The sequence below is a fragment of the Streptomyces bohaiensis genome, assembly GCF_012033785.1.
GTDB classification, from domain to species: Bacteria; Actinomycetota; Actinomycetes; order Streptomycetales; family Streptomycetaceae; genus Streptomyces; species Streptomyces bohaiensis.
Genome location: NZ_JAAVJC010000041.1, coordinates 3,974 through 27,761 on the forward strand (window position 1 = coordinate 3,974; position 23,788 = coordinate 27,761).

26 protein-coding genes are annotated in these 23,788 nt (G+C 74.4%); 20 read left to right on the forward strand and 6 right to left on the reverse strand.

The features are described 5' to 3' along the window. Positions 1-54: 54 nt before the first annotated feature. Entirely contained in the window at positions 55-1,029 is a 975-nt protein-coding gene (locus HCN52_RS07765; RefSeq protein ID WP_168087628.1) for a thioredoxin domain-containing protein, read from the reverse strand. A 117-nt stretch (positions 1,030-1,146) separates the two neighbouring features. Further along, positions 1,147-1,812: a hypothetical protein gene (locus HCN52_RS07770; RefSeq protein ID WP_168087629.1), complete on the reverse strand. Its 666-nt coding sequence runs from the start codon at positions 1,810-1,812 to the stop codon at positions 1,147-1,149. 313 nt (positions 1,813-2,125) lie between these two features. On the opposite strand from HCN52_RS07770, the gene dnaE reads away from it, so the two are divergent. Next, a complete protein-coding gene (gene dnaE / locus HCN52_RS07775) occupies positions 2,126-5,668 on the forward strand; it encodes a DNA polymerase III subunit alpha (protein ID WP_168087650.1) in 3,543 nt (1,180 codons plus the stop codon). A 117-nt stretch (positions 5,669-5,785) separates the two neighbouring features. On the opposite strand, the gene HCN52_RS07780 is transcribed toward dnaE, so the two are convergent. Continuing rightward, complete coding sequence (locus HCN52_RS07780; protein ID WP_168087630.1) at positions 5,786-5,941, reverse strand: hypothetical protein; 156 nt, start codon at positions 5,939-5,941, stop codon at positions 5,786-5,788. 194 nt (positions 5,942-6,135) lie between these two features. On the opposite strand from HCN52_RS07780, the gene HCN52_RS07785 reads away from it, so the two are divergent. The 4 genes from HCN52_RS07785 to HCN52_RS07800 all read left to right on the forward strand — a co-directional run bounded on the left by HCN52_RS07785 (position 6,136) and on the right by HCN52_RS07800 (position 10,010). Next, a complete protein-coding gene (locus tag HCN52_RS07785) occupies positions 6,136-7,326 on the forward strand; it encodes an NYN domain-containing protein (protein ID WP_168087651.1) in 1,191 nt (396 codons plus the stop codon). A gap of 124 nt (positions 7,327-7,450) precedes the next feature. Beyond that, positions 7,451-8,473, forward strand: a complete 1,023-nt coding sequence (locus tag HCN52_RS07790; protein ID WP_168087652.1) for an ABC transporter ATP-binding protein — start codon at positions 7,451-7,453, stop codon at positions 8,471-8,473. Continuing rightward, positions 8,470-9,276, forward strand: a complete 807-nt coding sequence (locus tag HCN52_RS07795) for an ABC transporter permease (RefSeq protein WP_168087631.1) — start codon at positions 8,470-8,472, stop codon at positions 9,274-9,276. Before HCN52_RS07790 ends, HCN52_RS07795 begins: the two co-directional genes overlap by 4 nt. A 95-nt stretch (positions 9,277-9,371) precedes the next feature. Continuing rightward, complete coding sequence (locus tag HCN52_RS07800; protein ID WP_168087632.1) at positions 9,372-10,010, forward strand: ABC transporter permease; 639 nt, start codon at positions 9,372-9,374, stop codon at positions 10,008-10,010. 156 nt (positions 10,011-10,166) lie between these two features. Here the strand turns inward: HCN52_RS07800 and ybaK are convergent, their stop codons facing one another. After that, a complete protein-coding gene (gene ybaK, locus HCN52_RS07805) occupies positions 10,167-10,664 on the reverse strand; it encodes a Cys-tRNA(Pro) deacylase (protein ID WP_168087633.1) in 498 nt (165 codons plus the stop codon). A gap of 108 nt (positions 10,665-10,772) precedes the next feature. Further along, positions 10,773-11,513 carry an LON peptidase substrate-binding domain-containing protein gene (locus HCN52_RS07810; protein WP_168087634.1) on the reverse strand — a complete coding sequence of 247 codons (741 nt, stop codon included), beginning with the start codon at positions 11,511-11,513 and terminating at the stop codon, positions 10,773-10,775. Between the two features lie 106 nt (positions 11,514-11,619). On the opposite strand from HCN52_RS07810, the gene hisD reads away from it, so the two are divergent. The 9 genes from hisD to HCN52_RS07855 all read left to right on the forward strand — a co-directional run bounded on the left by hisD (position 11,620) and on the right by HCN52_RS07855 (position 18,048). Beyond that, positions 11,620-12,972, forward strand: coding sequence for a histidinol dehydrogenase (gene hisD / locus HCN52_RS07815; protein ID WP_168087635.1), 1,353 nt, complete (start codon positions 11,620-11,622; stop codon positions 12,970-12,972). Further along, positions 12,969-14,102 carry a histidinol-phosphate transaminase gene (locus tag HCN52_RS07820; RefSeq protein ID WP_168087636.1) on the forward strand — a complete coding sequence of 378 codons (1,134 nt, stop codon included), beginning with the start codon at positions 12,969-12,971 and terminating at the stop codon, positions 14,100-14,102. Before hisD ends, HCN52_RS07820 begins: the two co-directional genes overlap by 4 nt. Beyond that, the gene (hisB, locus tag HCN52_RS07825) at positions 14,099-14,692 is read left to right on the forward strand and encodes an imidazoleglycerol-phosphate dehydratase HisB (protein WP_168087637.1); all 594 of its coding nucleotides are present in this window, start codon (positions 14,099-14,101) and stop codon (positions 14,690-14,692) included. Before HCN52_RS07820 ends, hisB begins: the two co-directional genes overlap by 4 nt. Next, positions 14,689-14,853, forward strand: a complete 165-nt coding sequence (locus HCN52_RS07830) for a CG2302 family histidine operon protein (protein WP_167971083.1) — start codon at positions 14,689-14,691, stop codon at positions 14,851-14,853. Before hisB ends, HCN52_RS07830 begins: the two co-directional genes overlap by 4 nt. Next, on the forward strand, positions 14,850-15,497 hold the full coding sequence (hisH, locus tag HCN52_RS07835) for an imidazole glycerol phosphate synthase subunit HisH (protein ID WP_168087638.1): 648 nt from the start codon (positions 14,850-14,852) through the stop codon (positions 15,495-15,497). The genes HCN52_RS07830 and hisH overlap by 4 nt, the downstream gene beginning before the upstream one ends. A gap of 1 nt (position 15,498) precedes the next feature. Next, a complete protein-coding gene (gene priA, locus HCN52_RS07840; protein WP_168087639.1) occupies positions 15,499-16,269 on the forward strand; it encodes a bifunctional 1-(5-phosphoribosyl)-5-((5-phosphoribosylamino)methylideneamino)imidazole-4-carboxamide isomerase/phosphoribosylanthranilate isomerase PriA in 771 nt (256 codons plus the stop codon). Further along, a complete protein-coding gene (locus HCN52_RS07845) occupies positions 16,266-16,736 on the forward strand; it encodes a Rid family hydrolase (protein ID WP_168087640.1) in 471 nt (156 codons plus the stop codon). Before priA ends, HCN52_RS07845 begins: the two co-directional genes overlap by 4 nt. Beyond that, positions 16,733-17,506, forward strand: a complete 774-nt coding sequence (gene hisF, locus HCN52_RS07850; RefSeq protein ID WP_168087641.1) for an imidazole glycerol phosphate synthase subunit HisF — start codon at positions 16,733-16,735, stop codon at positions 17,504-17,506. Before HCN52_RS07845 ends, hisF begins: the two co-directional genes overlap by 4 nt. Before the next feature lie 227 nt (positions 17,507-17,733). Next, entirely contained in the window at positions 17,734-18,048 is a 315-nt protein-coding gene (locus HCN52_RS07855; protein WP_168087642.1) for a hypothetical protein, read from the forward strand. Between the two features lie 92 nt (positions 18,049-18,140). On the opposite strand, the gene HCN52_RS07860 is transcribed toward HCN52_RS07855, so the two are convergent. Continuing rightward, entirely contained in the window at positions 18,141-18,776 is a 636-nt protein-coding gene (locus tag HCN52_RS07860) for a TIGR03085 family metal-binding protein (RefSeq protein ID WP_168087643.1), read from the reverse strand. Positions 18,777-18,960: 184 nt separating this feature from the next. Between HCN52_RS07860 and hisI the strand changes: the two genes are divergently transcribed. The 6 genes from hisI (at position 18,961) to trpC (ending at position 23,713) form a co-directional block, all read left to right on the forward strand. Continuing rightward, the gene (gene hisI, locus HCN52_RS07865; RefSeq protein ID WP_168087644.1) at positions 18,961-19,332 is read left to right on the forward strand and encodes a phosphoribosyl-AMP cyclohydrolase; all 372 of its coding nucleotides are present in this window, start codon (positions 18,961-18,963) and stop codon (positions 19,330-19,332) included. Positions 19,333-19,343: 11 nt separating this feature from the next. Continuing rightward, positions 19,344-20,903, forward strand: a complete 1,560-nt coding sequence (locus HCN52_RS07870; protein WP_168087645.1) for an anthranilate synthase component I — start codon at positions 19,344-19,346, stop codon at positions 20,901-20,903. Continuing rightward, complete coding sequence (locus HCN52_RS07875; RefSeq protein ID WP_168087646.1) at positions 20,900-21,529, forward strand: TIGR02234 family membrane protein; 630 nt, start codon at positions 20,900-20,902, stop codon at positions 21,527-21,529. The genes HCN52_RS07870 and HCN52_RS07875 overlap by 4 nt, the downstream gene beginning before the upstream one ends. Positions 21,530-21,840: 311 nt before the next feature. Then, entirely contained in the window at positions 21,841-22,146 is a 306-nt protein-coding gene (locus HCN52_RS07880) for an HGxxPAAW family protein (protein WP_168087647.1), read from the forward strand. Positions 22,147-22,256: 110 nt separating this feature from the next. Continuing rightward, positions 22,257-22,664, forward strand: a complete 408-nt coding sequence (locus tag HCN52_RS07885) for a DUF2752 domain-containing protein (protein ID WP_168087648.1) — start codon at positions 22,257-22,259, stop codon at positions 22,662-22,664. 242 nt (positions 22,665-22,906) lie between these two features. After that, positions 22,907-23,713 (forward strand): indole-3-glycerol phosphate synthase TrpC, encoded by an 807-nt coding sequence (gene trpC / locus HCN52_RS07890; protein WP_168087649.1) that lies wholly within the window; start codon positions 22,907-22,909, stop codon positions 23,711-23,713. Positions 23,714-23,788: the final 75 nt, after the last annotated feature.

The following is a 23,788-nucleotide window of genomic DNA, read 5'->3' on the forward strand; positions in this document are numbered from 1 at the left end:
CGGCGGGCTCGAAGGCCCACCGCCCGCGGCGCCGGTGCGAGGAGTGCTGCACGGTCAGTCCTGCGACTCGCCGTCCTCGTTCTCCTCGGCGTCGGCATCGGCGTCCGCGTCGGCATCGGCGTCGGCGTCCGCGTCCGGGTTCTCGTCCGCGGAGTCACCGTCGGCGCTGTTGCCGCGGCCCTCGGCGGCGGAGGTCTCCAGGGCGGCGCGCAGCGCCTCCGGGGTCTCCGGGGTGGTGATGGTCTCGCCGTCGACCATGATGGTCGGGGTCGACTCGACGCCCGAGTTGGTGAACTTCTCGGCCATCTGCGCCGCCCAGACCGCGAAGGTGGAGTTGCGGATGTCCGACTCGAACTGCTCGAAGTCGGCGTCCAGCTCCGGGACGGAGCGGCCGATGTCGACCAGCTTGTCGTCCTCGTCGAAGTCGCGCATGCCGTTGGCGCTGGTGTGGTACTCGGTCGAGTACAGCGCGTCGACATAGCCGAGGAAGGCCTCGTCGCTGACGTTCAGCGCGGCGCCCATCGCGGCGATGGCGTTCTTCGAACCGTTGCCGCCGGCCTGCGGGTTGTCGTCGAAGAAGGCGCCGAAGGTGAAGTCGCCGTTGTACTCGCCGTCGGCGATCGACTGCTTGATGTCCTGGCCCATGCGCTGCTCGAAGGCGGCGCAGCCGCCGCAGCGCGGCTCCTCGTAGAACGACACCGTGTGCGGGGCGTTCTCGTCGCCGACCAGGACCGTCAGGCCGTCGTCACCGGAGGCGTTGGCGGGGGCGGCGTCCTCGTAGGCGGTGTCGCCCTCCTCCGGCTCCCCGGCGATCTGCCGCTCCACGGCGGCCCAGTCGGTGGCGCTGCCGCTGCCGCCCATGTTGGCGATGGCCATGCCGGCGAAGCCGGCGATCGCCAGCACGCCGATGGCCACGGCGCCGACGATGAGCTGCCGCTTGGTCTTCTCCTTGCGGGCTTCCTTCTCCCGTTCGGCGCGCAGCCGCTCACGGGCGGCGCGCTTGGCTTCCTGCGTGTTCCGCTTGCTCATGCTTGGTGGTCTCCGTCTGAATCCGTCGAATACGTGGGGGAGTCGCCGCGGGGCGCCGCGCGGGGGTGCGGCGCGGGCGGCGATGGCCGTGGGACGACGACCCGGGAGGCCGGGGCGTCAGGCCGCGAGGACGACCGCTGACGGCGGACCGCGTCGCAGGACGGAGTGGCTCAGCAGGGGGCCGGGGGCCGGGCGCCGCGGCGCCGGAGCGGGCCGCACCACCGTGGTCTCGGGCCGTCGCCCGACGGTGCGGACCGCGGCCACCAGCCGCAGCGGGCGGAAACCGGCGGCCGCCGCGGCACGGAGCACGCGGGCCAGCGCCCGCTCGCCGCCGCGCAGCCAGCCGGCCGCGACCAGTCCCACGCACAGGTGAGCCCCCAGCAACAGCCAGGGCGCCGCCGGGTCCACCGCCGTCTCGCTGCCGCTCAGCAGCCGGGCCAGCGGGGTACCGAGGTCCCCGCCCGCGCAGATCAGGTCGACCCCGATCAGCCGTACCGGCAGCGTCGGGGGAGCGGAGCTGTAGCAGGCGGCCTGCCCGGTGGTGAAGACCGCGTCGGCGGCCAGTTGGGCCGGCAGCAGCAGGGCGGCGATGTGCCCGAACCGGCGCTCGCGCGCCGCCAGCAGGAAGGCGATCACGAAGATCGCCGCACTGACCGCGGCGACCACCGGGAGCGGCAGCGGCTTCCCGGTGAACAGCACATGGGCACCGGCGGACAGCGTGACGCACAGCGCGGTGAAGACCGCGGCGCGTACCGCGCGTGTACCTGCTCCGGAGAAGCCCATCGTGGGGTGAGTCTGCCATGTCGCGGCCGCACGGCACAGTCCGCCGTCGTGACCCTGCGCACGTCCGCCGCCGCTGACCTCGCTCTTTCCCGGTCATCCGTCGCTGACCTGCGGTGACGCGTCACCGTTACGAGTGCGTGGTGGGAGGCGGTCCCGGCCGGAGCGGCGGTAGGGTCGGAGCCCGGACCCGGGGTCCGTCCGCCGTCACGGCCGACAGGGCGCGCGCCCACGCGCCCGGCCCGACCACGCCCCGCCGCGCGCTCCGCCGGCCTCGGTACCCCGGTACGTCGTCGGTGATCGTCGGAAGGTTTCCCTGGTGAGCGATCCGTTCACACATCTGCACGTCCACACCCAGTACTCGCTGCTGGACGGTGCCGCGCGGTTGAAGGACATGTTCAACGCCTGTCAGGAGATGGGCATGAGCCACATCGCCATGACGGACCACGGCAACCTGCACGGTGCCTACGACTTCTTCCACAAGGCGCAGGACGCCGGCGTCACCCCGATCGTGGGGATCGAGGCGTACCTGGCGCCGGAGTCGCGGCGCTACACCCGCCCGGTGAAGTGGGGCGCCCCCCACCAGAAGGGCGACGACGTCGCCGGTGCCGGCGCCTACACCCACATGACGATGTGGGCGCGGAACCGCGAGGGGCTCCACAACCTGTTCCGCGCGCAGTCCCGCGCCTCGCTGGAGGGCTTCTTCCGCAAGCCGCGGATGGACCGCGAGCTGCTGGCGGAGTACGCCGAGGGGCTGATGGCCACCACCGGCTGCCCCTCCGGGGAGATCTCCACCCGCATCCGGCTGGGGCAGATGGACGAGGCGGTGAAGGCCGCCGGCGAGTACCAGGACATCTTCGGCCGCGAGAACTTCTTCGTCGAACTGATGGACCACAACATCGACATCGACCGGCGTGCCCGCGCCGGCCTGGAGGAGATCGCGCGCAAGATCGGCGCGCCGTTCGTGGTCACCAACGACTCGCACTACACCTACGAGCACGAGTCGGCCGCCCACGACACCCTGCTGTGCATCCAGACCGGGTCGAACCTCTCCGACCCCAACCGCTTCAGCTTCGACGGCTCCGGCTACTACCTGAAGTCCGCCGCCGAGATGTACGCGATCGACAACTCGGACGCCTGGCAGGAGGGCTGCCGCAACAGCCACCTGCTGATCGCCGAGCGCGTCGACACCGAGGGCATGTTCAAGCCCCGGAACCTGATGCCGCGCTTCGACGTGCCCGAGGGGTACGACGAGGTCTCCTGGTTCCAGGAGGAGGTCAAGCGCGGCATGGAGCGGCGCTTCCCGAACGGCGTGCCGGAGGACCGCCAGCGGCTGGCCGCCTACGAGATGGGCGTCATCATCGAGATGGGGTTCCCCGGCTACTTCCTCGTGGTCGCGGACTTCATCATGTGGGCGAAGAACGCGGGCATCGCGGTCGGCCCGGGGCGGGGCTCGGCGGCCGGCTCGATCGTCTCCTACGCCATGGGCATCACCGACCTCGACCCGATCGAGCACGGCCTGATCTTCGAGCGGTTCCTCAACCCCGAGCGTGTCTCCATGCCCGATGTCGACATCGACTTCGACGAGCGTCGGCGCGGCGAGGTCATCCGGTACGTGACCGAGAAGTACGGCGCCGACAAGGTCGCCATGATCGGCACCTACGGCACCATCAAGGCGAAGAACGCCATCAAGGACTCCGCCCGCGTGCTGGGCTACCCCTACGCGGTGGGGGACCGCATCACCAAGGCGATGCCGCCGGACGTCCTGGGCAAGGGCCTGCCGCTGTCGGGCATCACCGACAAGGACCACCCGCGGTACTCCGAGGCCGGCGAGATCCGGTCCATGTACGAGAACGAGCCCGACGTCACCAAGGTGATCGACGCGGCGCGCGGCATCGAGGGCCTGGTCCGGCAGATGGGCGTGCACGCCGCCGGCGTCATCATGTCCAGCGAGGCGCTGATCGACCACGTCCCGGTGTTCTCACCGAAGAACGACGGCGTGGTCGTCACCCAGTGGGACTACCCCAGCTGCGAGTCGCTGGGCCTGCTGAAGATGGACTTCCTCGGCCTGCGCAACCTGACGATCATGGACGACGCCGTCAAGGCGATCGAGAAGAACAAGGGCGTGAAGATCACGCTCCTCGACGTCCCGCTCGACGACCCCAAGACGTACGAACTGCTCCAGCGCGGCGACACCTTGGGCGTCTTCCAGTTCGACGGCGGACCGATGCGGTCGCTGCTGCGGATGATGAAGCCCGATAACTTCGAGGACATCTCCGCCGTCTCGGCCCTGTACCGGCCGGGCCCGATGGGCATGAACTCGCACATCAACTACGCGCTGCGCAAGAACGGCCAGCAGGACGTCACCCCGATCCACCCCGAGCTGGAGGAGCCGCTCAAGGAGGTCCTGGACATCACCCACGGCCTCATCGTCTACCAGGAGCAGGTGCAGAAGGCCGCTCAGGTGCTGGCGGGCTACTCCCTCGGCCAGGCCGACCTGCTGCGGCGCGCCATGGGCAAGAAGAAGCCCGAGGTGCTGGAGAAGGAGTTCGTCAACTTCCAGCGGGGCGCGCGGGAGAAGGGCTACTCCGACGAGGCGATCAAGGCCGTCTGGGACGTGCTGGTCCCGTTCGCCGGCTACGCGTTCAACAAGGCGCACTCCTCGGCGTACGGCCTCATCACCTACTGGACCGCCTACCTCAAGGCCAACTACCCGGCCGAGTACATGTCGGGTCTGCTGACCTCGGTCCGCGACGACAAGGACAAGTCCGCGGTCTACCTCAACGAGTGCCGCAAGATGGGCATCAAGGTGCTCCCGCCGGACGTCAACGAGTCCGATGCCAACTTCACGCCGCGCGGTGACGACACGATCGTCTTCGGACTCACCGCCGTCCGCAACGTCGGCGCCAACGTGGTCGAGTCGATCATCCGCAGCCGGAAGGCCAAGGGGAAGTTCTCCTCGTTCCCCGACTACCTCGACAAGGTCGAGGCGGTGGTCTGCAACAAGCGGACCACCGAGTCGCTGATCAAGGCCGGCGCGTTCGACGAGATGGGCCACACCCGCAAGGGGCTCACCGCGCACTTCGAGACCATGATCGACAACGTGGTGCAGGTCAAGCGCAAGGAGGCCGAGGGGCAGTTCGACCTCTTCGGCGCCATGGGCGGTGACGACGCGGACGAGGGCCCCGGCTTCGGCATGGACGTCGAGTTCACCGACGAGGAGTGGGAGAAGACCTACCTCCTCGCCCAGGAGCGGGAGATGCTCGGCCTCTACGTCTCCGACCACCCGCTCTTCGGTCTGGAGCACGTCCTGCGCGACAAGGCGGACGTCGCCATCGCCCAGCTCACCGCGGGCGAGCACTCCGACGGCTCGGTCGTGACCGTCGGCGGCATCATCTCCGGGCTCCAGCGGAAGATGACCAAGCAGGGCAACGCGTGGGCCATCGCCACCGTCGAGGACCTCGCGGGCACCATCGACTGCATGTTCTTCCCCGCCAGCTACCAGCTGGTCTCGACCCAGCTGGTCGAGGACGCGGTGGTCTTCGTCAAGGGCCGCCTGGACAAGCGGGAAGACGTGCCCCGGATCGTCGCGATGGAGCTGGCGGTGCCCGACCTCTCCGAGGCGTCGGCCAACGCCCCGGTCACGCTGACCATCCCGACGGTGAAGATCACGCCGCCCCTGGTGCAGCAGTTGGGCGAGGTCCTCGGCCAGCACCGCGGTGGCACCGAGGTGCGGGTACGGCTCCAGGGACACCGCGACACCACCGTGCTGCGGCTGGACCGCCACCGGGTCGACCCGGGTCCCGCGCTCTTCGGCGACCTCAAGGCGCTGCTCGGCCCGTCCTGCCTGGCGGGCTGAACCCCGACCCCGCCGCGGCGGGGCCGCCCTCCGCCGCCCCGCCCGCATGTCACCGCCGCCCGGCTCGGGCCGGGCGGCGGTGACATGCGCGGGTGACCGACCCGCCACGGACTCCGGTCAGTTGTGACCGAAGCGGCGCTGCTTCTTCCGGGGCGAGCCGTGCTCGCCCATCGACCCGCCCTCCGGCGTGGTCGCGGCCTGCTTCTCGGTGGCGGCCGCCGCGGTCCGGCCGCCGGAGGGCTGTTTGCGGTCCTTGGTCTTGCTCCTGGCCATCGGGTTCGCCTCCTGTGAGGTCCCATGCACCCCCGGTACGACTCCGGGAGGCTCAGCCTCGCACGTCACCAGCAACCTCGCATTTCGGGCAGGACGCGCATTCGCCACGCCGAAGATCGAGTTGGGACCGGTAAGCGGCGCACCGTCGGGCAGACTCAGGGAAACGCCCGATGAACACGTGGAAGGGGTGCGCCGTGGACCGTTGTGTCGTTCTGGTCGACGCCGGTTACCTGTTGGGCGCAGCAGCCAGCCTCCTGGCCGGTGACCCCGCCCGGGCCCGCATCTCCGTCGACCACACCGCGCTGATCTCCGCGCTGCGCGAGCGCGCCAAGGAGGAGACCGGCTGCGAACTCCTGCGCATCTACTGGTTCGACGGCGCCCCCGACCGCGTACCGCAGCCCGAGCACCGCCGGTTGCGCGTCATGCCCCGCGTCACCGTGCGGCTCGGAGCGCTGACCCGGAGCGACGGCCGGTGGGCGCAGAAGGGCGTCGACGCCGCCATGCATGCCGAGCTCACCGAACTGGCCCGCAACCGGGCCTGCGCCGACATCGTGCTGGTCACCGGCGACGGCGACCTGCTGCCCGGGCTGGTCTCCGCCAAGGAGCACGGCGTCGCGGTCCACCTCTGGGCCGTCCAGGCGGCCGACGGCGACTACAACCAGTCCGAGGATCTCGTCGCCGAGGCGGACGAGCGCCGCGTCCTGGACCGCGCCTGGATCACCCGGGCGGTGCGACTGCGTGACGCCCTCGGCCTGACCCCCACCACGCCCCGCCCGGAGATCGCGGCCATCCTCTCCGCGCCGCTGCCCGAGCCCGCGGGCGACCAGCCGGCGACCACCGAGAACGGCAGCGCCCCCGCCCCGGCGGCCGAGGAGCCCGTGAAGGAGCCGGTCTGCGAGGAGGACCAGCAGCGCAGCGGCGTCCCCACCCCCAAGGACCTCGCCTCGCTGGGCCGCCCGCCCGCGCAGCCGGCCTCCGCCGTGGTGCGGTGGTCGTCCGACCGGGGGTGGGTCGAGCGGGGGAACAGCGAGGCGCCGGAGGTCGCGGGGCTGCCGATGCTCTCCCAGCTGACCTCCGCCGAGCAGCGCTGGGCCGACCGGGAGGAGGACATCACCGCCGTCAGCGGCGACCCGACCGAGGTCGGGCAGGTCTTCGCCCGCCGCTGGGCCGACCGGCTCGGCGCCACCGCCCCGCTGCGCACCATCGCCGCCGTCTACCCCCGCATCCCGCACCGTATCGACGGGGAACTGCTGCGCTACGCCGCCCGGTTCGGCCTCCTCACCCACAAGGACGACCAGATCGACGAGAAGGACCGCTACGACATCCGCGGCGGGTTCTGGCGCGAGATCGACGCGCGCACCAAGGCGGGCTCCGATCCGGCCTGAGCCCGCGGCGCGGCAGGCGGGACGGGGCGCTCGGAGCCGACGGCGAGGCCCCGTGACCGAGGGGGCGAAGGGCGCACCGTACCCTGGTCCGGTGTCCCCCTTTCCTGCACAGACCGGTGTGAACATGGTCGAGGCCGGGTGCCCGCCCGACGACGCAGCGGCCGGACCGGTCACCGCACTGGCGGTGCGCGGCCTGACGAAGACCTATCCCGGCCGCCGTGCACGGGGACGCTCCGGGGACCAGCCCGCCGTCCGCGCCAGCGACGGGATCGCGCTCGACGTCCACCGGGGTGAGATCTTCGGACTGCTCGGCCCCAACGGCGCCGGCAAGACGACCCTGGTCCGGCAACTCACCGGCCTGCTGCGCCCCGACGAGGGCTCGGTCTCCCTCCTCGGCCACGATCTCGTCCGGTACCCGCGCCGCGCGCCGCGGCTGCTGGCCTACCTCGGCCAGGACGCCACCGCCATCGACGAGCTGACCGTCTCCCTCGCCGCCGAGACCGCCGGCCGGCTCCGCGGCCTGGAGGCCGCCGACGCCCGCCGCGCCGCACGCGACACCCTCGACGAACTCGGGCTCGCCGCCCTCGCCGCCCGGCCGCTCAAGCGGCTCTCCGGCGGCGAGCGCCGCCTCGCCGCGGTGGCCGCCACGCTGACCGGTGAACGCCCGGTCCTCGTGCTGGACGAGCCCACCAGCGGAATGGACCCGGTCGCCCGCCGCGCGGTGTGGTCCGCGATCGACCGGCGCCGCGCCGAACAGGGCACCACCGTCGTGCTGGTCACCCACAACGTGATCGAGGCGGAGACGGTGCTGGACCGCGTCGCCGTCCTCGACGGGGGACGGGTCATCGCCTGCGACACCCCCGGTGGCCTGAAGTCCCTGGTCGGCGACGAGGTCCGGCTGGACCTGGTCTGGCGGGAGCCGCCACCCGCCGCCGACCCCGCCCTGGCGCGGCTGCGCGAGGACGCCCGCGTCTCCGGCCGGCGCTGGACGCTGCGCCTTCCCCCCGAACGTGCCCGCGCGGTGGTCACCACCGTGACGGCCGGCCCCGCCTTCGGCGCCCTCGACGACTTCACCCTGGCCACCCCCAGCCTGGAGGACGTGTACCTGGCGCTGGGCGGCCGGGGCGAGGGGCTGGTCAAGGCATGACGGCCACCCTCCCCGCGCCCGAGCGGCCGGGGGCGACGACGCCGGCCCCGCTCGCTCCGCAGGCCCGGCTGTGGCCCTCGCTCGCCGCGGTCTACCGCTCGCAGCTCTCCCGGGCGCGGGTCGCCCGCATCCCGCTGCTCTTCGTCGCCACCTTCCAGTCCGTCGGCATCATGATCCTGATGCGGGGCGTGGTGGACGCCGGCCCCGGTGACGAGGCGCGCGCCGTCGTCGCGGGTTCCAGCGTGCTGGTGGTCGCGTTCGTCGCCCTGAACCTGCTGGCGCAGTACTTCGGGCGGCTGCGGGCCGAGGGCGGCCTCGACTTCTACGCCACGCTGCCGGTGCCCGGCGCCGCCGTGGCCCTGGGCACCGCCGCCGCGTACGCCTCGTTCACCCTGCCGGGCGTGACCGTCACCGCCGTCGCCGGCTGCCTGATGTACGGGCTGCCGCTGAGCGGGCTGTGGCTGCTGCTGGCCGTGGTCCCGCTGGCGGGTGCCGCGCTGGCCGGTCTGGGCGCCGCCGTCGGCCTGCTGGCGCCCCGCGCGGAGCTGGCGACGCTCTGCGGGCAGCTGGGCATGTCCGCCGCCCTGCTGCTGGGGGTGCTCCCCGCCTCCCGCATGCCGGAACCGATCACCTGGCTGCGCGACCTGCTGCCCTCGACCTACGGCGTCGAGGCGCTGGCACAGGTCCTCGGCCCCGACGCCGACTGGGGCTCGGTCACCGCCAACCTCGCGGTCTGCGCCGCAGCGGGGGCAGTGGCCCTCGCGCTGGCGACCTGGGCCTACCGCCGGGCCGCCGGCCGCTGATCGGACGGCCCGCCGCTGTCGCCTGCCGCCGACCGTTGCCCCGAACAGACGTACCAGGCTCCGAACTGGTGGACCCTGCTGGCAGGATTGGCCGGGTGAACCAACCGCAGCCCGCGCCGGGCGACCCGGGTCCCCAGCCGGGTCGAGCCGCCCACGACCCCTGGTCCGCCCCGCTCCCCGAGACCGGGCCGCCGCCGAAGGCGGGGCCCGGCCTCCGCGCCGACCTGCGGGACGCCCTGCTCGTCCTCGTCGGGAGCGCGCTCGTCGGCGGGGCCGCGGTGGGGCTGCTCTGGTACTGGCTGGCGCCCAGCGTCGCCCTGGTCTCCAACGGCGAGGCGCTCTTCCCCCGCAACAGCGAGGGCGAGGGGGCAGTCGCCGCCGACGGGACCTTCCTCCTCGCCGGGATCGGCGTCGGCGTCGTCCTCGGCGTCGTCACGCAGCTGCTGCGCCGACGCGGCGGTGTCCCGCTCGTCCTCGGGCTGGCGGTGGGGTCGGCGCTCGGCGCACTCCTCGCCTGGCGGCTCGGCATCCTGCTGGAGCCGCCCCGCTCCGAGATCGTCGAACGCGGCCGGGAGCTGGAACCCGGCGGCGTGATCGACGCGCCGCGCGAGCTGACCGCCTGGACGGCGCTGCTCGGCCTGCCGTTCGGGGCGCTCGCCGGCCACGCCGCGTGTTTCGCCGCCTGGGGCCCGCGCGACCCGCAGCCGCGCCTCGGCGCCCACGCCCGCCCGTAGCCGTCCTGGCGCGGAGCGGTGCCGCCCCGGGCCCACCGTCCGCCGCCCACCTCCGGGGGCGCGTGGCGCGCAGGCTTCGCCACCGGTTCACCCGGCCGGGTGCCGCCGTGGGCGCCGGCGGCCCCGGGGTTCATCCCATCGGGGATGCCGCCGGCGTCAGGGCGCCGCGATCGGCGCCAGCACCGCCCCGGTCAGCCGCACCAGCTCCGCCGGCGCCAGCTCGATCTCCAGCCCCCGGCGGCCGGCCGAGACGAAGACGGTCGGCAGCTCGGCCGCCGAGACATCCACCACCGTCGGGAGCGGGCGGCGCTGCCCCAGCGGGGAGATCCCGCCGCGGACGTACCCGCTGGACCGCTCGGCCGCCGCCGGGTCCGCCATCACCGCCCGCTTGCCGCCGACCGCGGCGGCCAGCGCCTTCAGTCCCAGCGACCCGGCGACCGGCACCACGCCGACCGTCAGCCGGCCGTCCACCTCCGCCACCAGGGTCTTGAAGACCCGCTCCGGCGAGGTGCCCAGCGCGTGGGCCGCCTCCTCGCCGTAGGAGGGTGCCGCCGGGTCGTGCGCATAGGCGTGCAGCGTGTACGCCACCCCCGCCGCGCTCGCCGCCACCGTCGCCGGGGTGCCGCCCCCGGCCGTCCTCCTGCCGCGTCCCATCCGCCCGCTCCTCGTCCCGCTCCCGGCTCCGTCGTCCCGCTCCCGGCTCCGTCGTCCACGGCGCGGCGGCCCGGCCGGCGCCGCCGTCCGCCGGCCCGGCGCCTCAGTTCAGTTCAGGTAGGTCGGCCGCTGCGTGAAGTCGGCGCCCGGCACCGACGGCAGCTTCCCGATCAGCGTCGTCTCCCGCCGCAGCAGCTTCAGCTCCCTGGCCAGCCGCTCCGCGGTGTCCGGCGCCTGGAGCAGTTCCTGCTTCTCCGCCGTGGAGAGCAGCGTCGCCGCGGCGACCAGATAGGAGACCACCGACGGCTCGTCGGGCAGCTCCTGCTCCCCGGCCAGCGTCCGCTCCATCGCGGTCGCCAGCTCCCGCTGGTAGGCGCGGAAGGCCCGGAGCACGCCCTGCGCCAGCGGCGCCGCGCCCTCGCCCTCCTCCTCCTCCAGCAGTTCGACCTCGCCGGTGAGGTACTGCTCGCCCGCCGTCACCGACCGCAGCCGGAACCGCGTGGTGCCCGTCGCCACCACCTCGTACCCCGAGCCGTCGGGGCGCTCCCGGATGGTCGAGGCGTCCGCGACACACCCGACCTCGTGGAAGGAGGCCATCGGGTCGTCCGCGAACCCGGCGCCGGGACCGGCGGGCAGCGGCTCGCCGTCCGGCAGCCCCAGCGCCGTCGGGGCCACCTCGTGGCCCTCCCGGATGGCGATCACGCCGAAGGCCCGGTCGTCCTCGTCCGGGACGGCCGCCAGATCCGCCATGAGCGCCCGGTACCGGTCCTCGAAGACGTTCAGCGGCAGCACCAGGCCCGGGTACAGCACGGTGTTGAGTGGGAAGAGCGGCAGCTGCGTGGTGGTCACAGCGGGCCACCCTATCGCCGCACCCACCGGCGCCGGGCGCACACCGCACGTATCACACAGTGGGATGAGCGGCCGGGGCGCGGAACGGGTCTGCGAGACTGGAGGGGTGCTGAACCTCCTCGATCTGCGCGGTTCCGTCGCCTCCGGCGGCGGGATCGACCGCACGCTGCTGCCCCGCGCCGAACTCGACGTCGCCGCCGCCCTGGACCAGGTGCGGCCGGTGTGCGAGGACGTCCGCCATAGGGGCGACGCCGCGCTGATCGACTACGCCCGCCGGTTCGACGGCGTCGAGATCGACCGCGTCCGCGTGCCCGAGGGCGCGGCCCAGCAGGCGCTCCGCGACCTCGACCCCGCGGTGCGCGCCGCCCTGGAGGAGTCCATCCGCCGTGCGCGCATCGTGCACCGCGCGCAGCGCCGCACCGACGTGACCACCCAGGTCGTCCCCGGCGGCACCGTCACCGAGCGGTGGGTGCCGGTCGACCGGGTCGGGCTGTACGTCCCCGGCGGCAACGCGGTGTACCCCTCGTCGGTCGTGATGAACGTCGTCCCGGCGCAGGAGGCGGGCGTGGCCTCGCTCGCCGTCGCCTCCCCGCCGCAGGCGGCCTTCGGCGGGCTGCCGCACCCCACCATCCTCGCCGCGTGCGCCCTGCTCGGCGTCGAGGAGATCCACGCGGCCGGCGGCGCGCAGGCGATCGCGATGTTCGCCTACGGCGCCGACGAGTGCGAGCCCGTCTCCCTGGTCACCGGCCCCGGCAACATCTGGGTCGCGGCGGCCAAGCGCCTGCTGAAGGGCCGCATCGGCATCGACGCCGAGGCCGGGCCCACCGAGATCGCGATCCTCGCCGACGCCACCGCCGACCCGGCACACGTCGCCGCCGACCTGATCAGCCAGGCCGAGCACGACGTCCTCGCCGCCGCGGTGCTGGTCACCGACTCCGAGGCGCTGGCCGCCGCTGTGACCACCGAGGTCACCGAGCAGGTCGGCCGCACCCGCCACCGCGAGCGGATCACCGAGGCGCTCACCGGCCGCCAGTCCGGCATCGTGCTGGTGGACTCGGTCGACGACGGCCTGGCCGTCGTCGACGCCTATGCCGCCGAGCACCTGGAGATCCTCACCGCCGACGCGCCCGCCGTCGCCGCCCGGGTCCGCAACGCCGGCGCCGTCTTCGTCGGCGCGCACTCCCCGGTCTCGCTGGGCGACTACTGCGCCGGCTCCAACCACGTGCTGCCCACCGGCGGCTGCGCCTGCCACTCGTCCGGGCTGTCCGTGCAGTCCTTCCTGCGCGGCATCCACGTCGTGGACTACAGCCGTGACGCCCTCGCCGAGGTCACCGGCCACGTCGTGGCCCTGGCCGAGGCCGAGGACCTCCCGGCGCACGGCGCCGCGCTCAAGGCGCGGTTCGGCTGGACCGTCCCCGAGACCGCCCCCACCGGACCGTCGGGGGTGGGAGCCCCGTGACCGCCCCCGGCGTCGAGCCGACCGTCGACGACCTCCCGGTCCGCCCCGAACTGCGTGGGAAGTCGCCCTACGGCGCCCCGCAGCTGGACGTGCCCGTCCGGCTCAACACCAACGAGAACCCCTACCCGCTGCCCGAGGCGCTGGTCGCCCGGATCGCGGAACGCGTCACCGAGGCCGCGCGCGGCCTCAACCGCTACCCCGACCGCGACGCCCTGGAGCTGCGCGGCGCGTTGGCCCGGTACCTCACCGAGACCACCGGCCACCCGGTCGCCACCGCGGGTGTCTGGGCTGCCAACGGTTCCAACGAGGTGCTCCAGCAGCTGCTCCAGGCGTTCGGCGGCCCGGGCCGCACCGCCCTCGGCTTCGAGCCGTCGTACTCGATGCACGGGCTGATCGCCCGCTCCACCGGCACCGCGTGGGTCGCCGCCGGCCGCGGCGCCGACTTCGCGCTGGACGCCGCCACCGCGCGGCGCGCCGTCGAGGAGCACCGCCCCGACGTGGTGTTCGTCTGCACCCCCAACAACCCCACCGGCACGGCCGTCCCCGCCGAGACGGTGCTTGCCGTCCACGACGCCGCCCAGGCGATGCGACCGACGCTGGTCGTCGTGGACGAGGCGTACGTCGAGTTCTCGCACGGCAGCTCCCTGCTGCCGCTGATCGAGGGCCGCCCGCACCTGGTCGTCTCCCGCACCATGTCCAAGGCGTTCGGCGCCGCCGGGCTGCGGCTCGGGTACCTCGCCGCCCACCCCGCGGTGGTGGACGCCATGCAGCTGGTGCGCCTGCCGTACCACCTCTCCGCCGTCACCCAGGCCACCGCGCTGGCGGCGCTGGAGCACACCGATACCCTGCTGCGGTACGTCGAGCGGCTCCGGGCCGAACGCGACCGCCTGGTGACCGAGCTGCGCGCCGCCGGCTGCGAGGTCACCGACTCCGACGCCAACTTCGTCCAGTTCGGGACCTTCGACGGCCCGGGCGGGGCGGCCGAGGTCTGGCGCCGGCTGCTGGAGCACGGGGTGCTGGTCCGCGACAACGGCGTACCGGGCCGCCTGCGGGTGACCGCGGGCACTCCCGAGGAGAACGACGCGTTCCTGGACGCGGTACGCGCAGTGATGAAGGAGTACGACCGATGAGCCGCACCGGCCGGGTGGAGCGCACCACCAAGGAGACATCCGTCTCCGTCGAGATCGACCTCGACGGCACCGGCAGGACCGACGTGACCACCGGCGTCGGGTTCTACGACCACATGCTCGACCAGCTCGGCCGCCACGGGCTGTTCGACCTCACGGTGAAGACCGACGGCGACCTCCACATCGACAGCCACCACACCATCGAGGACACCGCGCTCGCGCTCGGCGCCGCCTTCCGGCAGGCGCTGGGGGACAAGCGCGGCATCGTGCGGTTCGCCGCCGCCTCGGTCCCGCTGGACGAGTCGCTCGCCAACGTCACCGTCGACCTCTCCGGGCGCCCCTACCTGGTGCACACCGAGCCGGAGAACATGGCGCAGATGATCGGCCCCGACTACGACACCACGATGACGCGCCACATCCTGGAGTCGTTCGTCGCGCAGGCCCAGGTCGCGCTGCACGTCCACGTTCCGTACGGCCGCAACGCCCACCACATCGTGGAGTGCCAGTTCAAGGCGCTGGCCCGCGCGCTGCGGTACGCCAGCGAGATCGACCCCCGCCAGACCGGCATCCCCTCGACGAAGGGCGCCCTGTGACGACGGCCTCCACGCTGCTGATCGCCGCGGGGCTGTTCCTCGGGGGCGGCGCCTACTCCTTCCGCAAGCAGGGGCTGCCGACGGGCGTGGTGGTGCTGCTCGCCGGCGCCGCCGCGCTCTGCCTGGTGGCCGGCGTGCTCCGCCTGGAGGTGTGGCAGTGACCGCTTCCCGCACCCCCGACGTGGTCGTCTTCGACTACGGCTTCGGCAACGTCCGCTCCGCGCAGCGCGCCCTGGAGCGCGCCGGCGCCCGGGTGGAGATCACCGGTGACTACGACGCGGCCATGAAGGCCGACGGGCTGCTCGTCCCCGGCGTCGGCGCCTTCGCCGCCTGCATGCGGGGGCTGCGCGCCGCCCGCGGCGACTGGGTCGTCGAGCGGCGGCTCTCGGGCGGCCGACCGGTGCTCGGCATCTGCGTCGGCATGCAGGTCCTCTTCGACGAGGGCATCGAGCAGGGCGAGCGCGCCGAGGGGCTCGCCGAGTGGCCCGGCGCGGTGGACCGGCTGCGGGCGGAGACCGTCCCGCACATGGGGTGGAACACCGTGGAGCGGCCCGAGGGCTCGCGGCTGTTCGCCGGCGTCCCCGACGACGAGCGCTTCTACTTCGTCCACTCCTACGCCGCCCACAGCTGGCAGCTGGAGGTCACCAACCCGCGGATAGCCGCACCCCTGGTGAGTTGGACCACCCACGGCGAGCCGTTCGTCGCCGCCGTGGAGAACGGCCCGCTCTGGGCCACCCAGTTCCACCCCGAGAAGTCCGGCGACGCCGGAGCCCGGCTGCTGACCAACTGGATCGAGACGCTCTGAGATGTCCCACGTGACGCCCGACGTGCTGAGCCACGTCACCGCTGACCTCCCCAAGCTCGAACTTCTCCCCGCCGTGGACGTCCGCGACGGGCAGGCGGTCCGGCTGGTGCACGGCGAGTCCGGCACCGAGACCTCCTACGGTTCCCCGCTGGAGGCCGCCCTGACCTGGCAGTCCTCCGGCGCTCAGTGGCTCCACCTGGTCGACCTCGACGCGGCGTTCGGCACCGGCGACAACCGGGACCGCATCCGCGAGGTCGTCGCGGCCATGGACATCCGCGTCGAACTCTCCGGCGGCATCCGGGACGACGACACCCTCGCCGCGGCGCTGGCCACCGGCTGCACCCGCGTCAACCTCGGCACCGCGGCCCTGGAGTCCCCCGAGTGGGTAGCCGGGGTCATTGCGGAGCACGGCGACCGCATCGCCGTCGGGCTGGACGTGCGCGGCACGACGCTCCGCGGCCGCGGCTGGACCCGCGACGGCGGCGACCTCTACGAGACGCTCGCCCGGCTCGACTCCGAGGGCTGCGCCCGCTACGTCGTCACCGACATCAACAAGGACGGCACCCTCCAGGGCCCCAACCTGGAGCTGCTGCGCACCGTCTGCGCGGCGACCGAGCGCCCCGTGGTGGCCTCGGGCGGGGTCTCCTCGCTGGACGACCTGCGCGCGCTGTCCGGTCTGGTCGGCGAGGGCGTCGAGGGCGCCATTGTCGGCAAGGCCCTGTACGCCGGGGCCTTCACGCTGGAAGAGGCCCTGGCGGCGGTGGCCGAGTGAGCGAGGCCACCACCCGCCGCGTCTTCTCCGCGTCCGGCTGGGAGGACGAGTTCGGCCACTGCCGCGCGGTGGAGCTCCCCGACGGCCGCGTGCTGGTCTCCGGCTGCACCGCCGCGGTCGACGGCGGGGTCGCCGACGGCGGCCCGTACGACCAAGCCGTCGACGCCTTCGGAGCGGCGCTCTCCGCGCTGGCGGAACTCGGTCTGGACTCCGGGCACGTCGTGCGCACCCGGATGTACCTGACCCATGCGCGCGACGTCGAGGACGTCGGCCGCGCCCACCGCGAGATCCTCGGTCACGCGCGGCCCGCCGCCAGCCTGGTCGTGGTCGCCGGCCTCGTCGACCCGCGCCTCGTCGTCGAGGTCGAGGTCGAGGCCCACCGGGACGCCGTCCCGCACTCGCCGCGCGCCGAGGAGACGGCCGCCGACGCCGCCGATGCGCTGCCGGCGCCGGGGGAGGACCGATGAGCCTGGCCGTGCGGGTGATCCCCTGCCTGGACGTGGACGCCGGACGCGTCGTCAAGGGCGTCCGCTTCCAGTCGCTCCGCGACGCGGGCGACCCGGTCGAACTGGCCAAGGCGTACGACGCCGAGGGCGCGGACGAGCTGACCTTCCTCGACATCACCGCCTCGTCCGGCGACCGGGAGACCACCTACGAGGTGGTGCGCCGCACCGCCGAACAGGTGTTCATCCCGCTGACCGTCGGCGGCGGCGTCCGCACCACCGAGGACGTGGACCGACTGCTGCGTGCCGGCGCCGACAAGGTCGGCGTCAACACCGCAGCGATCGCCCGGCCCGAGCTGATCGCGGAGATCGCGGACCGGTTCGGCCGCCAGGTGCTGGTGCTGTCGGTCGACGCCCGCCGCACCCCGGAGGGCCGGTTCGAGGTGACGACGCACGGCGGGCGCCGCTCCGCCGGTATCGACGCCGTCGAGTGGGCGGCGCGCGCCGCGGAGCTGGGCGCGGGGGAGATCCTGCTCAACTCGATGGACGCCGACGGCACCAAGGACGGCTACGACCTGGAGATGATCCGGGCGGTCCGCGCCGAGGTCACGATCCCCGTCATCGCCTCCGGCGGCGCCGGGCGGCTCGCCGACTTCGCCCCGGCGGTCGGCGCGGGGGCCGACGCGGTGCTCGCCGCCTCGGTCTTCCACTTCGGCGAGCTGCGCATCGGTGAGGTCAAGGACGCGCTGCACGAGGCGGGCCACCCGGTCCGCCGCGGCGCACCGGCGGCGTAGCGACCCCCGCACCGGCCCCGCGTCTCCCCGCGGGCGCCGGTGCCGCCTCGCCGGTGACGGTGACGGTGGCGGGGGACGGGGTGGTGGACGCGTCCGGCACGGCGACGGCCCGGGCGCGCGAAGGCAGGGACGGGGCCGGGCCGCGCTGTCGCACCCCGCCCGGGTTGAGTACCCCGTGGGCTCCCGTACTCATGCGCACGCCGCCCGGCTCGGTGTTGACTCCGGGCATGAACGAGAGAAGCGAATCCGCGACCGGGGCGGCCGACCTGCCCGCCGTCCACCGCTGGGCGCGGGTCGCGGCCCTGGTCGGGCTGCTCCTGGTGCCGGTCGTCTGCCTGCAGGCCCTCGCGGTCGGCCTGGACAAGTACACCTCCCGCCCGGCGCCCGGGCCGGACGTGTACGGGGCCGCGCTGCTGTCCGCCGCACTGGGCGTGTACGCCCTGGTGACCCGCTCCCGCACCACGGAGCCGTTGTTCCGGGCGTTCCTGGTGGGGTGTCAGCTGTTCGTCCTGCTGTACGCGTTCTCGGGGGCGGCCGGCTGATGCGGCGGGCCGCCCCGGGGGCCGTGCCGACCGCGTCACCCGGGCCGCCGCCGCGCCGCCCCCGCCGGGAGCGACGCGGCCGGGCCCTCAGGTCAGGTCAGACCCAGCGAGGCCGAGGAGACCGCGGTCACCGCGCTCTCCTCGCCCTCGGTCGTCACCTGCGCCACCCGCTGCCGCCCCCAGGCGAACAGCACCAGCTCCGAGGGCTCCCCGGTGACCGTCACCACCGGCACCCCCTTGCGCGCCACCACCGTCTGGCCGTTGGCCCGCCGCAGCACCAGCCCGACCGGGCACCGCCGCGCCACCAGCTTCGCGCTCGACTCCAGCCGCCGCCACAGCGCGTCCTGGAAGCGGGCGTCCAGCTCGCGGGGCTCCCAGCCGGCACCGGCGCGGCGGACGTCCTCGCCGTGGACGAAGAACTCCACGAGGTTGGCGCCCTCGTCCACCTGCTTGAGGCGGAACGGCGACCACTTGCCGGGGCCGGTGCGCACCGACTGGACCAGTTCCTCGTACGGCTTGGCGGCGAACTCGGCCTGGACGCGGTCCAGCCGCTGGGCGAGCGGCTTGATCACCGTGCCCCCGGCCGCGTCCAGCCGGTTCTCCCGCACCACCAGGTGGGCGGCGAGGTCGCGGGTCCGCCATCCCTCGCACAGCGTCGGGGCCTCGGGCCCGGCGGACTCCAACAGATCGGCCAGCAGCAGACGTTCACGATGGGCATGCGTAGACATGGAGCCAGCGTAGGCGCGGCACGCCCCCGAGCCGCGGACGCCGGGCCGGGGCGCGCGGCGATTCGGCCGCCTTCCGCCCGGTTCCGGCGGTCCCGCGGCGCCCGGGCCCCGGCTCCCGGCCCGCGCCCGGTACCAGTCGCCGGACACCGCCGCGCCACCGCCGTCCACGGGGGACAATGGCGCCATGCCCGATGAGCAGCCCGGAGCCCCCCGCCTCGACCCCGCCGTCGCCGCCCGCCTGCGTCGCAACGCCGACGGCCTCGTGCCCGCCATCGCCCAGCAGTACGACACCGGCGAGGTGCTGATGCTGGCCTGGATGGACGACGAGGCGCTGCGCCGCACCCTCGCCACCGGACGCGGCACCTACTGGAGCCGCAGCCGACAGTCCTACTGGGTCAAGGGGGAGACCTCCGGCCACACCCAGCGGGTGCACTCCGTCGCCCTCGACTGCGACGGCGACACCCTGCTGCTGCGCGTGGACCAGACGGGCCCGGCCTGCCACACCGGTGACCGCACCTGTTTCGACGCGGGCGATCTCCCGCTCGCGGCGCAGTAGGGTCGGGCGCCATGACGACCACCTCCCGGGAACCGGACCTCGCCACCTTCCGCGCCCTGGCCAAGGAGCGCCGGGTCATCCCGGTCACCCGCCGCCTCCTCGCCGACGGCGACACCCCCGTGGGCCTGTACCGCAAGCTGGCCGGCGGCCGTCCGGGCACCTTCCTGCTGGAATCGGCCGAGGTGGGCCGCACCTGGTCCCGGTACTCGTTCGTCGGTGTCCGCAGCGCCGCCGCCCTCACCGTGCGCGACGGCCGGGCCCACTGGCTCGGCACCCCGCCGGTCGGCGTCCCCACCACCGGCGACCCGCTCGCCGCGCTCCGCGGCACGGTCGAGGCGCTCCACACCCCGCCCGACCCCGGACTCCCGCCGTTCACCGGGGGCATGGTCGGACACATCGGCTACGACGCGGTGCGCCGCCTGGAGGACATCGGCGACGACACCGCCGACACCCTCGGCGTCCCCGAACTCACCATGCTGCTCGCCACCGACCTCGCGGTGCTCGACCACCGCGACGGCACGGTCCTGCTGATCGCCAACGCCGTCAACCACAACGGCCTGGACACCGGCGTCGACGAGGCATGGGCGGACGCCGTGACGCGACTGGACAGCATGACCGCCGACCTCGCCGAGCCGGTCCGGGGCGAGGCCGTCGAACTGCCCGCGTCCGAACTCCCCGCGTACACCGAGGAGTGGGGCGGCGGCGCGTTCCGCGCGGCGGTCGAGACCGTCAAGGAGCACATCCGCGCCGGCGACGCCTTCCAGGTGGTGCCCTCCCAGCGGTTCAGCACCGCCTGCCCCGCGGACGCGCTGGACGTCTACCGGGTGCTGCGCACCACCAACCCCAGCCCCTACATGTACCTGTTGCGGCTGCCGGACCCCGCCGCCACCGCGGACGACGGCCCCTGGGACGCCCCCGGCGGCGGCTACGACATCGTCGGGTCCAGCCCCGAGGCGCTGGTGAAGGTGGCGGACGGCCTGGCCGAGCTGCACCCCATCGCCGGAACCCGCCCCCGCGGCGCCACGCCCGCCGAGGACGCCGCCCTCGGCGAGGAACTCCTCGCCGACGCCAAGGAACGCGCCGAGCACCTGATGCTGGTCGACCTCGGCCGCAACGACCTGGGGCGGGTCTGCGCCCCGGGCAGCGTCGAAGTGGTCGACTTCATGACCGTCGAGCGCTACAGCCACGTGATGCACATCGTCTCCACCGTCACCGGCCGGCTCGGCCCCGGCCGCACCGCTTTCGACGCGCTGACCGCCTGCTTCCCGGCGGGCACCCTCTCCGGCGCGCCCAAGCCCAGCGCGCTGCGCATCATCGAGCGGCTCGAACCGACCCGCCGCGGCGTCTACGGCGGCTGCGTCGGGTACCTCGACTTCGCCGGGAACGCCGACACCGCCATCGCCATCCGCACCGCCGTGCTGCGGGACGGGGTCGCGCACGTCCAGGCCGGCGCGGGGGTGGTCGCCGACTCCGACCCCGCCGCCGAGGACGCCGAGTGCCGCAACAAGGCCGCGGCGGTGCTGCGGGCCGTGGGTGCCGCCCGCAGGCTGCGCGGTAGCGTGGACGGGTGAACTCCGAGCCCGGTACCCGTGACACCCGCGCCCCGCGGCGCGCCCTGGCCCTGACCCTGGCCTCGGGCGCCGCCGGCGCCGCCGTCGTGCTCGTCTCCTCCGGCCAGACGTGGGCCGAGGGGAGCGCGGCCGCGGCCGGCGGCACCCTCGCCGTCGACGCCTCCGGCAACGCCGTCTCGGGGCTGCCCAGCGCCCTCGCCCTGGTCGGCCTCGCCGCCCTGGTGGCCGTGTTCGCGGTCCGCCGCGCCGGGCGCCGCGTCGTCTCGGCCGTCCTCGCGCTCAGCGGCGCGGCCGCCACCGCGACCGCGCTGGTCGGGGCGGCCGACACCGCTGCGCTGGAGAGCGCCGCCGCGGAGGCCACCGGGCTGACCCAGGTCGCCGTCACCGGCGTCTCGCACACGGCCTGGCCCTGGGTCTGCGCCGTCGGCGGGCTGCTGCTGCTCACCGCCGGGGTCGTCGCCCTCGCCTACGGCGGTCGCTGGCCCGCCATGTCCGGCCGCTACGAACGTTCCGGCCCCCGCCGGGAGCGCGGCGGTCGCCGTGGCCGGCAGGACGGGGCCGCCGAGGGCGAGGAGCGTCCGGAGGAGATGTGGAAGGCGCTCGACCGGGGCGAGGACCCCACCTGACCGCCGTGCCGGCCACCCCGTCGTCACTCCCCCCGACCCGTCGCCCGCGTGCCGGGACGTCGTGACCGGCGTCACCCGCGGGCCCCATGGCTCACCCGGCCAGGTCGTGACGCCGGTCACACCGTGCGCCCCCGGCTGCTCCGCGCCCCGTACCGGGCGGGGCTGACGGACTTTCGACCCCGCGCCGAGCGGGACCAGAGCCCCTGCCGGAGCGGGTGGGGCCACCTGCCACAATGGTTCGCGGGACGGGCGGGCGCGAGGAGCGCCCTGCGCAGCCGCCGCCCCAGCCTTCGGATCGACAAGGAGCTGTCATGGCGAACGGCCACGACCACGGAAACACCCCGGCCGCCTGGGCCGGCGTCACCATCGCCCTGCTCGGCTTCACCGTCAGCGGCGTCTTCCTGACGATGGCCCAGCCCCTCGGAGTGATCGCGGGTCTGGTCGTCGTCGCACTCGGCGGTGTCGTCGGCGCGGTCATGCGGTCGATGGGCATGGGCAAGCAGGAGGAGGAGGTCGCCGAGGTGACCCTCCCCGCACAGCAGAGCGGTGACGAGCCGGCCGCGGAGCAGACCGCCGCCGCCCGCGCCGACGACGGCGAGAAGGCCGCCGCCGGCTGACGGACCGAGCCGGAACCCCCGCGAGCGGACACCCGCGTCCGGGCGGCACGTCCCACCCGGACGGCCGCGCACCGGTTGCCCCGGGCCCGGCGCCCTCCGACGGTGGGGGCGTGACCCTCGCCGTGTTCCGCCGCACCGCCGCCCCGCTGGGTGTTCTCGCCCTGGCGGTGGCGGCGTTCGCGTATGTGGGGCGGGTCGACCCGGGCGAGCCGGGCCACTACCCGGCCTGCCCCGTGCTCGCCCTCACCGGGCTGCACTGCCCGGGCTGCGGCGGGCTCCGCAGCGCCCATGCCGTCGCGCACGGCGACCTCGTGGCCGCCGCCGGGGCGAACGCCCTCGCGCTCGCGGCCTTCGCGCTCGGGCTCTGGTGGGCCCTCCGGTTGCTCGTCGCCGCGGTCCGCGGTGCGCCCCCGCCGCAGCCGACGGTCCGTTCCGGCCACCTGTGGGCGGCGGCGGCGCTGGCCGCGGTCTTCACGGTGGTCCGCAACACCCCGCTCGGCACCGCGCTGGTGCCGTGATCCGCCGCCGAGCCCCCGACCGGGCGCTTCGGCCGGCCCGCCGGGCGGTCCGACCGGGCCGGAACTGTCCGTAATGTGGGATGCGCGCGAGGCGGATGGCACGACCACCCGGCGCGGCCTATACCATCGGCAGTGCCCGACCGAGCCGTCCACCGGCCGGAACCCGACCCCGACGACCGCGCCCCACGGGCTGCGGGCCGGGGGCTACCGGAACCGACGCCCACCAGGAAGGGGCCGCGCGCGTGAGTGTGCTCGACGAGATCATCGAGGGCGTACGGATCGACCTCGCAGGGCGTCAGGAGCGCACCGGCCTCGACGAGCTCAAGGCCGCGGCCGCCCGGGCGCCCGAGGCGCTCGACGGCGTCGCCGCCCTGCGCGGCGAGGGCGTCTCGGTGATCTGCGAGGTCAAGCGCTCCAGCCCGTCCAAGGGGGCGCTCTCCGCCATTGCCGACCCCGCCGCGCTCGCCGCCGACTACGAGGCCGGCGGCGCGGCCGTCATCTCCGTCCTGACCGAGGAGCGCCGCTTCGGCGGCTCCCTCGCGGACCTGGAGGCGGTGCGTGCCCGGGTCGACATCCCGGTGCTGCGCAAGGACTTCGTCGTCACCTCCTACCAGCTGTGGGAGGCCCGGGCCGCCGGGGCCGACCTCGTGCTGCTGATCGTCGCCGCGCTGGACCAGCCCGCGCTGGTCTCGCTGGTGGAGCGGGCCGAGTCCATCGGCCTGACGCCGCTGGTCGAGGTGCACGACGAGGAGGAGGTCGAGCGCGCCCTGGACGCCGGCGCACGGATCATCGGCGTCAACGCCCGCGACCTGCGGACGCTGGAGGTGGACCGCGACACCTTCGAGCGGATCGCCCCGCTGATCCCCGCCCACGTCGTCAAGGTCGCCGAGTCCGGCGTGCGGGGCCCGCACGACCTCATCGCGTACGCCAACCAGGGCGCCGACGCCGTTCTGGTCGGGGAGTCGCTGGTGCGCCACAAGGACCCCCGCACCGCCGTCTCCGATCTGGTGGCGGCCGGCGCCCACCCCGCGCTCCGACAGGGGCACTGACCGCCGTGCCCGCCCTGCCCGCCTCCCGTCGTCCCGCCGGTGCCGCGCACCGGCGGCTGGCGCGCGGCTGCCGCC

Coding starts and splice junctions, on each gene's coding strand:
- HCN52_RS07765 (WP_168087628.1), bottom strand. CDS start 1,029: ATGAGCAAGCGGAACACGCAGGAAGCCAAGCGCGCCGCCCGTGAGCGG.
- HCN52_RS07860 (WP_168087643.1), bottom strand. CDS start 18,776: ATGTCTACGCATGCCCATCGTGAACGTCTGCTGCTGGCCGATCTGTTG.
- HCN52_RS07880 (WP_168087647.1), top strand. CDS start 21,841: ATGGCGAACGGCCACGACCACGGAAACACCCCGGCCGCCTGGGCCGGC.
- hisI (WP_168087644.1), top strand. CDS start 18,961: ATGCCCGATGAGCAGCCCGGAGCCCCCCGCCTCGACCCCGCCGTCGCC.
- HCN52_RS07870 (WP_168087645.1), top strand. CDS start 19,344: ATGACGACCACCTCCCGGGAACCGGACCTCGCCACCTTCCGCGCCCTG.
- HCN52_RS07795 (WP_168087631.1), top strand. CDS start 8,470: ATGACGGCCACCCTCCCCGCGCCCGAGCGGCCGGGGGCGACGACGCCG.
- HCN52_RS07780 (WP_168087630.1), bottom strand. CDS start 5,941: ATGGCCAGGAGCAAGACCAAGGACCGCAAACAGCCCTCCGGCGGCCGG.
- hisF (WP_168087641.1), top strand. CDS start 16,733: ATGAGCCTGGCCGTGCGGGTGATCCCCTGCCTGGACGTGGACGCCGGA.
- HCN52_RS07790 (WP_168087652.1), top strand. CDS start 7,451: ATGGTCGAGGCCGGGTGCCCGCCCGACGACGCAGCGGCCGGACCGGTC.
- HCN52_RS07855 (WP_168087642.1), top strand. CDS start 17,734: ATGAACGAGAGAAGCGAATCCGCGACCGGGGCGGCCGACCTGCCCGCC.
- priA (WP_168087639.1), top strand. CDS start 15,499: ATGTCCCACGTGACGCCCGACGTGCTGAGCCACGTCACCGCTGACCTC.
- hisB (WP_168087637.1), top strand. CDS start 14,099: ATGAGCCGCACCGGCCGGGTGGAGCGCACCACCAAGGAGACATCCGTC.
- ybaK (WP_168087633.1), bottom strand. CDS start 10,664: ATGGGACGCGGCAGGAGGACGGCCGGGGGCGGCACCCCGGCGACGGTG.
- HCN52_RS07770 (WP_168087629.1), bottom strand. CDS start 1,812: ATGGGCTTCTCCGGAGCAGGTACACGCGCGGTACGCGCCGCGGTCTTC.